This is a genomic window from Anaerophaga thermohalophila str. Valhall, from assembly GCF_000250735.1.
Lineage (GTDB): Bacteria > Bacteroidota > Bacteroidia > Bacteroidales > Marinilabiliaceae > Anaerophaga > Anaerophaga thermohalophila_A.
On sequence record NZ_AHZV01000057.1, the window covers coordinates 1 to 12,153 of the forward strand.

Below are 12,153 nucleotides of genomic sequence, written 5' to 3' on the forward strand. Positions count from 1 at the left end.
TCGCATATTGTAAAAATTTTTGCGAGTTTATAGACACGCACTAATTAGTGTCTGTCCATAAAGTACCATTTGCTGTGTTACGCTCGCCGCCAAAATTCTCATTTACGATTAGTAAACTGCGTTTTTGGCGGTTTCGCAAGCCTTGCAGCCGGCACTTTCTGAACAGACACACATATTGTAAAAACTTTTGCGAGTTTATTAACGCGCACTTATTAATTTCGACAAATGTAATTTTTCTTTTTGGGTAAACGTGTTACTCCCAAAAATTATACCATTATTATGCGAAAAGTTTTGGTAGTTGAAGATGACCGGTTTATTTCTGCTATATTTTCTTTGTTTTTAAAAGACCTGGGATTTGAAATTATCGGTAGATGTAAGACTGGGCATGAAGCTTTGGAAGAATCAAAGATTCATAAACCCGATATAGTTTTGATGGACATCCATTTGGAGGGTGATGTTGATGGTATAGAGGCTGCCGAAACCATCCAGCGGGAGTGTGAGATTCCGGTTATTTTTGTGTCAAGCGACACAAGCACAGAGGTGGTGGAGAGAGCTGTTATTTCGAACTCTTACGGCTACCTGGTGAAGCCCATTACAAAGAAAGAACTCGGAATAACCATGGATTTGGCCTATTATAAACATAAGGCCGACCTGGATCAGAAACGCCGGGAACAGAGTTTCAGAAATTACATTTCCAAAGCCCCGATTGCTATTACTATTGTTCAGAAAGGGATTATTCGTTATTTAAATAATCTTGCACTCGATCTTTTCAAAACTCATTACATGGAAGATATTGTGGGGACAGCCATGATCGATTTTGTGGATGATGAATTTGTGCCCATATTGGAGAGTATATTTGCCGATGAAAAGAGTGAAAATATTAAGCCGTTCCATTTAGAAATCAATACATTTCACCACAAACCGTTAAAAGTAGTGGTTCATGCCTCACTGATTACATTTAACGGTGCTCCTGCTTTTCAGATGGTATTGGTTGAAGTTTCAAGCTATCTGGCCCGGATCGATGAATTGAAAAAATGGCGCGAGGCTGCCTTGTCAGGAAAGGGAGCTATTTTGCTTATTAATAATCTGTTTGAGGTAAAAGATTATAATCCTGCTTTTCAGGAGTATGTCTCTCCGGCCTTTGATATGCGTGGACATTCGGTCTTCACTTTACGCCCCTGGATGAATATTGACCGGGGAACACTTGCCAATATATTCAACCGGAAAAATGACACACCTTCCGAATTGATGATCGAAACCACTTCTCATCATCTTAAGTGTTTGGGATATATTTTAAGCAATGGAGAGGGAGTACCTGAAGAAATTCTTGTGGTATTGAATGATGCTGTCGAAAAATAATTGTGTTAATGCTACGTTGACATTTCTTTCAATAAATCGCTTAGAGCCTGTATGTCTTTAACTTTTTTGATGGTTAAGATCAGCCTCTCACTTTTTTGCTTCATCTGAACATCTTTTGGATGCCGCTGAACCCAATTCAGAATTTTTCCGAAACATTCGGTCTGGTAAAAGCGTGATTCGGGGTTGCCAATAAAATAGAGGCGGGCAGAATGGTTTTTCAGGTAAACTTTTTCAATGCCCATGGTTTTGGCTTTTATTCTCAATCTCACTATGTCGAGCAGTGCCATGGTAGGTTCGGGTATTTGACCAAAACGGTCTTTGAGTTTAAACTCAAAGCTTTTGATGCCTTCTTCCTCGGTTATGTTGTCCAGTTCCCTGTAAAGGTCCATGCGTTCTGCTATGTTGGTAACATAATCATCAGGAATTCTGACCTCTTCGTCGGTTTCAATCTGGCAGTCGTTGACGAATATTTTTTTGTCTTCTTCTCCCGGTTTTGGTTCTTCTGTGAAAAGGTCGGGAAACTCATCTTCTCTGAGTTCCAGCATCGCTTCCTGAAGTATTCTCTGATAGGTTTCGTAGCCAATGTCGGCAATGTATCCGCTTTGTTCGGCTCCCAGCAGATTGCCTGCTCCTCTGATGTCCAGGTCCTGCATGGCTATATTAAAACCACTGCCCAGTTCGGAGAATTCCTCAATGATTCGCAACCGTCTCCTTGCATCCTGGGTAAGTGTGTTCAGTGGCGGGGCCAGAAGGTAACAAAAGGCTTTTTTGTTCGACCGGCCTACCCTTCCTCTTAGCTGATGAAGATCACTCAGGCCAAAATGATGTGCATTGTTTATTATAATGGTGTTGGCATTAGGAATGTCAAGTCCCGATTCTATAATAGTAGTGGCTATCAGAACATCATATTCGCCTTCAATAAAATCGAGCATGATGCGCTCCAGTTTTTGTCCCTCCATCTGACCGTGTGCCACGACGGTTCTGACATCGGGAAGCCACCGGTTGACAGCTTTTTCCAATTCATAAATGTTTTGCACCCTGTTGTTGATAAAGAAAACCTGCCCGTTGCGTTCTACTTCATAGGTAATGGCTTCTTTAATGATTGCTTCGTTGAATACATGAAGTTCTGTAATAATCGGGTGCCTGTTAGGCGGGGGTGTATTCAGGATGGATAAATCCCTTGCTCCCATCAACGAAAACTGAAGGGTTCGCGGAATTGGTGTTGCTGTAAGCGTTAGCGTATCTACGTTAATTTTCAGGCGTTTTAGTTTTTCTTTTACCGACACGCCGAATCTTTGTTCCTCATCAATGATCAGGAGGCCGAGGTCTTTAAAGGTAACATCTTTGCCCACCAGACGATGTGTCCCGATAACGATATCGACTTTCCCTTCTTTCAGGTCGTTGATTACTTCTTTCGTTTTTGATGTTTTGCGTAGGCGGCTCACATATTCTACACGGCAGGGAAAATCAGCGAGCCGGTCCTTGAATGTGTGATAGTGCTGAAGTGCAAGAATGGTGGTGGGCACTAACACTGCAACCTGTTTATTGTCACTTACGGCTTTAAAAGCAGCCCTTATTGCCAGTTCCGTTTTCCCGAAGCCCACATCGCCACAAACGAGCCTGTCCATGGGTGTTTTTTCTTCCATGTCATTTTTTATGGCCTGGGTAGATTTGTTTTGATCTGGTGTATCCTCAAAAATAAATGAAGCTTCCAATTCTTTCTGCATAAAGGAGTCTGCCGAAAAGGCATAGCCCGGCTGGGCTTTTCGTGCTGCATAAAGGGCAATAAGTTCACGGGCAATATCTTTTACCTTCTTTTTGGTCTTTTCTTTGGTGCGTTGCCATGCACCGGTTCCAAGCTTGTTTATGCGCGGAGGCTCTCCGTCCTTTCCCTTAAACTTACTGATGCGGTGGAGCGAATGTATATTAACGAGAATAACATCATTGTCTTTATAGATAAGTTTGATGGCTTCCTGCTTTTGGCCGTTTACGTCGGTAGTAACCAATCCGCCGAATTTCCCTATTCCATGATCTATGTGCACTACGTAATCGCCGGGGTTGAGCCGCGAAAGTTCTTTGATGGAGAGTGACTGTCGGGCTGCCTTAGCTTTGTCGGTTCGTAGTGAAAATTTATGATAACGGTCGAAAATCTGATGATCGGTATAAACACATATTTTTAACTGATTATCAATAAATCCGCTGTGAAGTGTGTGATCAATTTCTTTATAGTTCAAATGTTTTCCCCGATCGTCAAATATCTGTCGAAGACGTTCAAGCTGGCGCGGATTGTCTGACAGAATATACACCTGGTATTTTTCGTTCAGCTTGCTTTGTATATCGTTTTCGAGCAGTTCAAAGTTTTTCTTAAAAACAGGCTGAGGTGAGGTTTCAAACCGGATTGAGCGCGTCTTATCGTGCGGAGTGGTGTTGTCCCTGATTATTTTGGGCCACAACGCAAAAGCTTCTTCCAGTTTTTCCGGGTTCACCAGGTTTTCTGCTGATGGGATTTCCTGTGATTCAGGGGGGGTGTCAGTGTTTTCGTTTTTTCTGATAACTTTCCGGAATATTTCTTTTGCTTTCCCTGTAATTTGAGCGGGCTGCTCCATCCATATCCGGGTTTGTTGATCAAGAAAATCGGGAAGTGGAATGTAATTACCGGATTTTTCCTTTATTCCCGATAAGTTGGGGAAAATGGCGATAGACTCGAGGGATTTTTTTGACAGTTGGTTTTCTATATCGAAAGTTCGGATGCTCTCCACCTCATCGCCAAAAAAATCAATCCGTACCGGGTCTTCATTTGAAAAAGAATACACATCAACTATGGAGCCACGCAAAGAGTATTGACCCGGTTCATAAACGAAGTCAACGCGCTGGAAATTTATTTCCTGCAGGAAATCAGCAACAAAGGTCATGTCGAGTTGGTCACCCGTTTGGATAGTCATCGACTGTCCGCTCATTTCCTGCTTCGAAGGGACAGGCTCCAGGAGTGCTTCGGTATGGGTTACAACAAAGCAACTGCCTGATGAATTCCGGAGTTGTTCCAGGGCTTCGGTGCGGAGGATAATGTTATTGCTGTCGGGCTGACCGAATTCAGGGGAACGTTTGTAACTCGAAGGCAGAAAAAAGACTGAAGATTCTCCTCTCAATTGCACCAGATCATGGTAGAAATAAGCGGCATCTTCTTTATCGTAAAGCACAAACAGATGCTTAAACTGCCCTGCACTTACAGCACCGGCCAATGCAAAAGATGAGCCGGAGAGTCCTTTCAGATATATGTTTTCTTTTGGTTCTTTGAGCCACCCGGTAAGTTCTTTCAGTCCCGGATGGTTGTTGAAAATATTTATTAGCGTGCTTAACTCCACTTGTAAAAATTTTTGCAAAAGTAGTGGTTTTTGAGAAAAAGGGCGGACGGGAAGTAAGAAATAAAGCTATATATTATTTTGAGAATATGTGCGTTTTGTCTGTTTTTATTTCACGCCAGGGAAGCAAAATAAAAGGGACACTAAAATCGCAAAGAGAAGATTTGATGCATGAAACCGGCCCTTATTACTCCCCGATAAATCGGGGCTGGTTATTCATCGCTTAGCACATTCCTGCATCAAATTTGTCTGCGGTTGCTTGCGTTTTTTGATATTTGGACATCTCATGACGAAAACTTATGAATAAAGCAGGCTAAAAATCTATCGATCTATTGTTAAAAGGTTATTTTTGTCATGTCCGAGGCGCAGGAAATTAAAAAATAAACAGAACACAAAATGCAAGTATCCAAATTTGGAGGGGCATCGGTTAAAGATGCAGACTCTGTACGTAATTTACTGAAAATAGTTGAACAACTGGACCGGCCCCATGTGGTGGTTGTGTCGGCTATGGGAAAGACCACCAATTCGCTGGAGGCTTTGGCGGAGAGTTATTTTTCGGAGAAGCCCGATGAAATGAAGGAGCGGTTTCGTTTGGTAAAAACATATCATGAAGAAATTGCCGGCAATTTGTTTGGTAGTCTTGATGTTCCCGATCTGATTCCTTTTTATGACTGTTTGCAATCTTTAGAACGAAGGTTAGACCAGATACCATCCATGCATTTCGATTACGAGTATGACCAGATTGTTTCGTATGGTGAGCTGCTTTCTACTTTGATTATCAGCGCATATCTCAATCATTCGGGTGTTCAGAATACCTGGGTGGATATTCGGCAGGTATTGAAAACCGATGACATTTACCGTGCTGCGAACGTCAATTGGGATCTGACATCGAGACTGATGCTTGAGGCGTTTACATTTGAAGGAACCAGTCTGTATCTTACTCAGGGTTTCCTGGGAGGGACTATCAGTAACATTTCAACTACACTTGGCCGTGAGGGGTCTGACTATACTGCCGCAATAATCGGTAATGTTATGGATGCGGGGAAAGTGACGGTTTGGAAAGATGTTCCCGGGATATTGAATGCCGATCCGCGAATTTTTCCGGATGCACAAAAAATTGATGCGCTTTCGTATGCCGAAACCATCGAGCTTTCTTACTACGGGGCACAGGTTATCCACCCGAAAACCTTAAAGCCTCTTCAAAACAAGAAAATTCCGTTGTTCGTTAAGTCGTTTCTAAACCCTCAGGACGAAGGAACAATCATCAGCGGAGAAAATCCGTCACATTTGCCTCCGATTTACATTCTCAAGCGCAATCAGGTTTTTTTGACGCTTTCTCCCCGCGATTATTCGTTTATTACCGAAAACTACCTTGGGCGCATCTTGTCAATTTTTGGTCAATACAGAGTCGGCATCAATCTTTTACAGACTTCGGCACTCAATTTTACTGCATGCGTGGATAATAGAAAAGAGCTGAAGTCGCTGCTGGAAAATTTTATGGAAACCATGGTGGTCAGGTATAATGAAAATGTTGACTTGTTGACCATCAGACATTATACCCAGGAAGTTATTGAAGAAAAGCTAAACGGTTACACTGTCATCGATTCACAAATCACGAGGAAAAATGCTCGCTTCGTTATTTACGAAGCTTCATAACGTCATCTGATTTGATTAGCCTGGCACCTTCTTTTTCCATATCCTCAAATGCTTTGGATGTGTCATGGGGTTTAAGATTAACGCCCCTGGTTGCATCGGTCACCAGATAGGTTTCATATCCCAGGTCCAGTGCATCTTTCACCGTGAAGTAAACACATACATCCGCGGCAAGCCCTGTCACAAACAGACGTTTCACCCCTTTTTTCTGCAGGTAATCATGAAGTTCGGTTTGTATTCGATGCCCATTGTCGAAAAAGGCGCTGTAGGAATCTACTTTGGGGTCTGTTCCTTTGAAGACGACTTTTTGTATCATGCTTTGGTTCAGCAGGGGGGAAAGTTCGGCTCCCGGACTTCCCTGCACGCAGTGATCTGGCCATAAAATTTGCTCCAGACCCTGCAGGTCAATAACATCGCCGGGTTTATGACCTTTGTGATTTGATGCGAAACTTCCGTGGTTGGCCGGATGCCAGTCTCTGGTGGCAACGATAAGCCCAAATCCGGTCTGAAGTGTATTAATGACGGGAATTATTTTATCGCCTTCCGTTACCTCCAGTGAGCCACCCGGAAGAAAATCGTTTTGTACGTCAACTATTAATAAAGCATCCATAATGGAAAATTTTTGCAAATAATTGGTAATTAATCGTTTATGAAACCAACAAAGAAGTTTACAACTCTCTTATAGTAAGAACTTTGCGCCATTTTGTCTATGCCTGCCATCTTAAATGTACACCCCCCTCGGAGGCGATGTTGTCTTAATCAATACTCCGTTAAACTTTTACAAATACCTGGTAATTAATTGTTTGCACAATCAATGATGCAAATCACAACTCTCTCATAATAAAAACTTTGCGTCATTGCGTCATTGCGTCTCTGCGTTTAGGCTTTTTTTAACTGACTATTGCTTTATGCAAACAATAAATCATAACGCCATTTCCCCTTTCATCAGCGTCGTGCCTCTTCTTTATGTTTTAAAATAAGATCAAGTCTTCGTTTGAAAAGGCTCTCCTCCAATCCGACAGGATACCGGTGTGGATTGATGAAACGTTTTATCGTCTTATCTAACAAACTAAGTTGTTCCGATGTTCGTTTTTGAAGGTGGTGAATGGTTTCGTTTTTATAAACGCACTTTCCCTTTCTGAATACCGGTTTCAAAAGGTCTTCACACTCCAGGTCTTCTTTGTTAAGGATTTTTGAGCGTGTGGGATCGGCCGGGTCTATAATTCTTACTGCACCGGAAAGATCTGTTCGTTCATCAAAAATCATGTCGCCCACCATCTGTCCTTCTTTGAAGAACCTTTTGACCTGCTGTAATCCGGGGATATTGATCTTTACAGATTGTTCGGAAAGTTTGATGCGGTCTTCCCATTGCCCGTCTTTCTTTTCGAGGGCCGATAACTTATAAACCCCGCCTAATGCAGGTTGATCAAAGGCAGTAATGAGTTTTGTTCCTATACCCCAGCTGTCGATTTCAGCGTCTTGTTGTTTCAGACTGGCAACAAGATGTTCGTCCAAATCATTACTGGCCACGATTTTCACATGCGAAAGACCGGCTTCATTGAGTTTCTTTCTGGCCAGTTGGCTGAAGTAGGCAAGGTCGCCTGAGTCTAAGCGAATACCGTTTATTTTATGACCTCTGGCTTCTGCTTTTTTTGTTGACAGCGATTGCATTATCAATGCCTTTAGGAGTATTGTAAGTATCAACCAGGAAGATGGTATTGTTGGGCAATGTGTTTGCAAAAGCTTCGAAAGCTTCTGTTTCACTGTCAAATGCCTGTACCCAGCTGTGTGCATGGGTTCCCAGGACAGGAATTCCAAATTTTTTCCCGGCCAGTACATTGGATGTACCGGCACATCCGCCAATAAATGCTGCGCGTGTAGCTGCAAGCGATCCATCCACTCCCTGGGCTCTTCTTAATCCGAATTCCATAACGGGATCACCTTTTGCTGCAATTGTTATGCGTGCTGCCTTAGTGGCTATCAGCGTTTGGAAATTGATAAAATTGAGCAGTGCCGATTCGATTAACTGACATTGCAGTAGTGGTCCTTTTACGCGAATAAGGGGCTCGTGGGGAAAAACAATAGTTCCTTCCGGAATAGCATCCACATCACATTCAAATGGCATATTCCGAAGATAGTCCAGAAATCCCTGATCGAATAAAGGCTTCTGGTCGTTCCCCTTTAATTCTGCCAGATAAGAGAGGTCTGAATCTGTGAATATGAAATTCTTCAAAAAATCCATAACATAATCCAATCCGCAGTTCACGGCAAATCCTCCTTCGAAAGGATTGTTTCGAAAAAACAGGTTGAACACGGCCTGCTGCCTGTGCATCTTGTTCTTCCAAAAACCATAAGCCATGGTTATTTCGTAGAGATCGGTAAGCAGTGCCAATGAATTCTTATATGTGGTTTGTAAGTTATTCATTCGTATATATTCTCCATGCTACCATCCTGCCCCTTTACCTTTCCATCTTTCCTCCAGGCTCCATGCCCCATGCCCTGTCTTCTGCCTTCTGCCTGTCAAACTTCTGCCTGTTGGTTACTTTTATCTGAAAATCTAATGATCTATTGTGGCAACCATTGCCATGTTCATTTCATTTTTGCTTTAATTGTCAAATTTCACTACAAAACCCGCTTTATAAGCCTGAAAGACACCCTTACTGTCATACACCGGCCATGCCAGAAGTACCGATTGTACTTCTTTTGTCATTCTGTTGTTAATGGTATCGAGGTACCATGCCTCTTCAAATTGAAGTTGCGATACTTTGTTGCGTTCAAATTCACCGGAAGCTTCCATCTCTTTTATCTCTTCCGGGCTAAATGGTTCGTCGGTATAATAATCGAAGGCTTTGGCATTTCCCTGATATACGGCTTCAAAGAGCATATTGACCATGCGTTTGCGTTGAAGTCTTCTTAATCTGATATCCGCCCATTTGTCGGTAGTATCCGGGTTAATAATATCTACCGGGTACAGAATAGTGTCTGCAATCTGAATGCCTGTGATATGTTCTTCGGGGGAAGCTTGTTTCCCACCTTCATGCTTACAGGCAATAAAAGCTGTTACTGTCAGCAGAACGGATAAGATTGCCAATTGTTTATGCCTCATATTACTTTACTTTTTTACCGTATGAACTGTAAAGACATACTTTCTGGTTCTGTGGCAAACTGACCTTTTTCGTAAATAATCAGGCCGTTAATTATAGTATGAGTAACTTTGTGAGAAAATGTTATTCCCGAAAACGGACTCCATTTACATTTATAATGAACCGATTCGTCACTGATGGTATTCATTTGCTCCGGTGCAATCAGAGCGAGATCGGCATAATAACCTTCTTTTACAAACCCTCTTCTGTCGATATTGAACATTCTTGCCGGGGCATGACACATTTTTTCCACCACAAGTTCTTTCGGGAAAATGCCCTGTTCGGCCATTTCGAGCATGGCAATCAGGGAGTGTTCCACCAGTGGCCCACCGGATGGGGCATTGAAATAGTTGTTGTTTTTTTCGTCGAGTGTATGGGGGGCGTGGTCGGTAGCAACAACATCAAGCAGGTTGTTTTTTAAGCCCTCGCGAAGCGCATCCCGGTCTTTTTTGGTTTTTACAGCAGGATTCCATTTTATCCTGGAGCCATATTTGTCGTAATCTTCATCGCAAAACCATAGATGATGAACGCAAACTTCCGCAGTGATGGTTTTTTCTTCCAGTGGTTTTCCGGAGAATAGAGATAGTTCACGTCCCGTAGAGATATGCAAAATATGCAGCCGGGAGTTATATTTTGAAGCCAGTTCCACTGCCAGTGATGATGAGCGATAACAGGCTTCCGGGCTTCTGATTTCGGGATGATAACGGAATGGCATCTCATCTCCGTATTGCTGACGGTAACGGTTGGTATTATTCCGTATTGTTTGCTCATCTTCACAGTGAGTTGCAATAAGTAAAGGAACTTCTTTGAAAATGTTCCTGAGAGTTTCGGGATCGTCAACAAGCATGTTCCCTGTTGATGAGCCCATAAAAACCTTAATTCCGCATACATTATGGGGATCGGCTTTTAAAAGTTCATCCAGATTGTTGTTGGTGGCTCCCAGGTAGAAGGAATAATTAGCATACGACTTCCTTTTGGCAATCTCAAATTTCTGCCTGAGTGCTTCAATGGTGGTTGTCTGAGGCCTGGTGTTGGGCATCTCCATGAATGATGTTACGCCTCCTGCCACCGCAGCTTTCGAGTCGTTTTCAATGTCTGCTTTATGGGTCAGTCCGGGCTCCCGAAAATGTACCTGATCATCAATTACCCCTGGAATAAGATATTGTCCTGTAGCATCAATTATGGTATCGGCATCAGGCAATTCGTCGTTCGGGCTAAAAATTTTATCTATGAAGCGGTCTTTTATAAGCACACTTCCTTCGAAAGATTTACCTTCATTAATTATGGTTGCATTTTTTATCAGGATCTTCATACTCGCTATTTTTCAATGTAAAACCACTCCGCTCAACTCGCTCAAATATCTGTTATCTATGGTATCGATAAAGTAACAAACAACGACATGACCTGTTGATTTACACCTCGTATTGTTTAAAAAAACTGCTTATTTTCATTTTGATGACGCCCCAAAACGCTTCACTGAAAATGCCTCCGCTCATTTTGGAAGAACCCTGTTGCCGATCGGTAAAAATAATGGGAACCTCTATGATCTTGAAACCGTATTTCCAGGTTGAAAATTTCATTTCTATCTGAAACCCATATCCTTTCAGATTTATTTTATCCAGCTTGATGGTTTCCAGCACCTTTCGGTGATAGCATTTAAAGCCGGCTGTTGTATCCATAATTTTCATTCCTGTCACGAGCCTTACATACACCGAGGCAAAATATGACATCAAAACCCTTCCTATTGGCCAGTTTACCACATTAACCCCCGATTTGTACCGGGAACCTATAGCCAGGTGGGCACCTTCATTCACACAGGTGTAATACAGTCTGTTCAGGTCTTTAGGGTCGTGAGAAAAGTCAGCATCCATTTCACAAATATAATCATAGCCTTTTTCAAGCGCCCATTTGAAACCGGTAATATAGGCTGTTCCAAGTCCAAGCTTGCCTTCCCTTTCTATGATGTGCAGACGTTCAGGATATTCTTTTTGCATGTTTTTTACGATGGTTGCTGTACCGTCTGGCGAGCCATCGTCAATAATTAGTATTTCGAATGTCACAGGTTGAGAAAAAACTGCTTTAATGATGGATTCAATGTTCTCCTTTTCATTATAGGTTGGTATTATTACCAGGTTTTTGGTCTTTGTCATCTATTTGTTTCTTTATTTGGTCAATGGAATGATAACGTTTTTGATAGTTTTGTTAAAATTTTTAATGGTCTTGAAATTAGTTGTTTATATATTGAATGTAGCTTGATTAAATGCAGGTTTTCAGTTTACAATACTCCGTTAAGTTTTTGCAGATGTCTGGTTAAGGTAGAGACGCCCAATTTGGACGTATCTACCTCTCATAATAAAGACTTTGCGTCATTGCGTCTCTGCGTTTAGGCTTTTTTAACTGACTATTGATAGTTACGAAGTTACAAAAATTGCCGGATTTCTATTGTATGATATTTTTTTATTAAACGTTTTGTATTGTTCTTCAGTCTATTGACATTTTTTCACAAAAAACAGGCTGTTGTATTTTGGAAAAACGGCCCAAAAGCCATTATCTTTGCAGCCGCTTTAGAAAAGGCTGAAAGCATGAGCCAGCAAGGGGGGAGAGGAAGAAAGTGCAAAAGGAGAAAAATAATTTTGTAC

Annotated in this window: 9 protein-coding genes; 2 read left to right on the forward strand and 7 right to left on the reverse strand. The window is 42.0% G+C overall.

Translation table 11 applies throughout. The features are described 5' to 3' along the window. Nucleotides 1–279: 279 nt before the first annotated feature. The gene (locus tag OQ5_RS0102370; protein ID WP_016775955.1) at nucleotides 280–1,359 is read left to right on the forward strand and encodes a response regulator; all 1,080 of its coding nucleotides are present in this window, start codon (nucleotides 280–282) and stop codon (nucleotides 1,357–1,359) included. Between the two features lie 11 nt (nucleotides 1,360–1,370). On the opposite strand, the gene mfd is transcribed toward OQ5_RS0102370, so the two are convergent. Then, a complete protein-coding gene (gene mfd / locus OQ5_RS0102375; protein ID WP_026055074.1) occupies nucleotides 1,371–4,721 on the reverse strand; it encodes a transcription-repair coupling factor in 3,351 nt (1,116 codons plus the stop codon). A 393-nt stretch (nucleotides 4,722–5,114) separates the two neighbouring features. On the opposite strand from mfd, the gene OQ5_RS0102385 reads away from it, so the two are divergent. Next, entirely contained in the window at nucleotides 5,115–6,374 is a 1,260-nt protein-coding gene (locus tag OQ5_RS0102385; RefSeq protein ID WP_016775958.1) for an aspartate kinase, read from the forward strand. Here OQ5_RS0102385 and pncA read toward each other — a convergent pair. The 6 genes from pncA to OQ5_RS0102410 form a co-directional block, all read right to left on the reverse strand. Beyond that, nucleotides 6,355–6,981, reverse strand: a complete 627-nt coding sequence (pncA, locus tag OQ5_RS0102390) for a bifunctional nicotinamidase/pyrazinamidase (protein ID WP_016775959.1) — start codon at nucleotides 6,979–6,981, stop codon at nucleotides 6,355–6,357. The genes OQ5_RS0102385 and pncA overlap by 20 nt on opposite strands. Nucleotides 6,982–7,316: 335 nt before the next feature. After that, entirely contained in the window at nucleotides 7,317–8,042 is a 726-nt protein-coding gene (locus OQ5_RS24095) for a hypothetical protein (RefSeq protein ID WP_255297346.1), read from the reverse strand. Next, nucleotides 7,999–8,796, reverse strand: a complete 798-nt coding sequence (gene pncB / locus OQ5_RS24100; RefSeq protein ID WP_255297347.1) for a nicotinate phosphoribosyltransferase — start codon at nucleotides 8,794–8,796, stop codon at nucleotides 7,999–8,001. Before pncB ends, OQ5_RS24095 begins: the two co-directional genes overlap by 44 nt. 180 nt (nucleotides 8,797–8,976) lie before the next feature. Beyond that, nucleotides 8,977–9,477, reverse strand: coding sequence for a hypothetical protein (locus OQ5_RS0102400; protein WP_016775960.1), 501 nt, complete (start codon nucleotides 9,475–9,477; stop codon nucleotides 8,977–8,979). 14 nt (nucleotides 9,478–9,491) lie between these two features. Next, complete coding sequence (locus OQ5_RS0102405) at nucleotides 9,492–10,826, reverse strand: dihydroorotase (RefSeq protein WP_016775961.1); 1,335 nt, start codon at nucleotides 10,824–10,826, stop codon at nucleotides 9,492–9,494. A 100-nt stretch (nucleotides 10,827–10,926) separates the two neighbouring features. Then, on the reverse strand, nucleotides 10,927–11,664 hold the full coding sequence (locus OQ5_RS0102410) for a polyprenol monophosphomannose synthase (protein WP_016775962.1): 738 nt from the start codon (nucleotides 11,662–11,664) through the stop codon (nucleotides 10,927–10,929). Nucleotides 11,665–12,153 lie beyond the last annotated feature (489 nt).

What these genes read in the sequence shown, in the direction of transcription:
- OQ5_RS0102370 (WP_016775955.1), top strand. Translation starts at nt 280, where the DNA reads ATGCGAAAAGTTTTGGTAGTTGAAGATGACCGGTTTATTTCTGCTATA.
- OQ5_RS0102400 (WP_016775960.1), bottom strand. Translation starts at nt 9,477, where the DNA reads ATGAGGCATAAACAATTGGCAATCTTATCCGTTCTGCTGACAGTAACA.
- OQ5_RS0102385 (WP_016775958.1), top strand. Translation starts at nt 5,115, where the DNA reads ATGCAAGTATCCAAATTTGGAGGGGCATCGGTTAAAGATGCAGACTCT.
- OQ5_RS0102405 (WP_016775961.1), bottom strand. Translation starts at nt 10,826, where the DNA reads ATGAAGATCCTGATAAAAAATGCAACCATAATTAATGAAGGTAAATCT.
- OQ5_RS24095 (WP_255297346.1), bottom strand. Translation starts at nt 8,042, where the DNA reads ATGCAATCGCTGTCAACAAAAAAAGCAGAAGCCAGAGGTCATAAAATA.
- OQ5_RS0102410 (WP_016775962.1), bottom strand. Translation starts at nt 11,664, where the DNA reads ATGACAAAGACCAAAAACCTGGTAATAATACCAACCTATAATGAAAAG.
- pncB (WP_255297347.1), bottom strand. Translation starts at nt 8,796, where the DNA reads ATGAATAACTTACAAACCACATATAAGAATTCATTGGCACTGCTTACC.
- pncA (WP_016775959.1), bottom strand. Translation starts at nt 6,981, where the DNA reads ATGGATGCTTTATTAATAGTTGACGTACAAAACGATTTTCTTCCGGGT.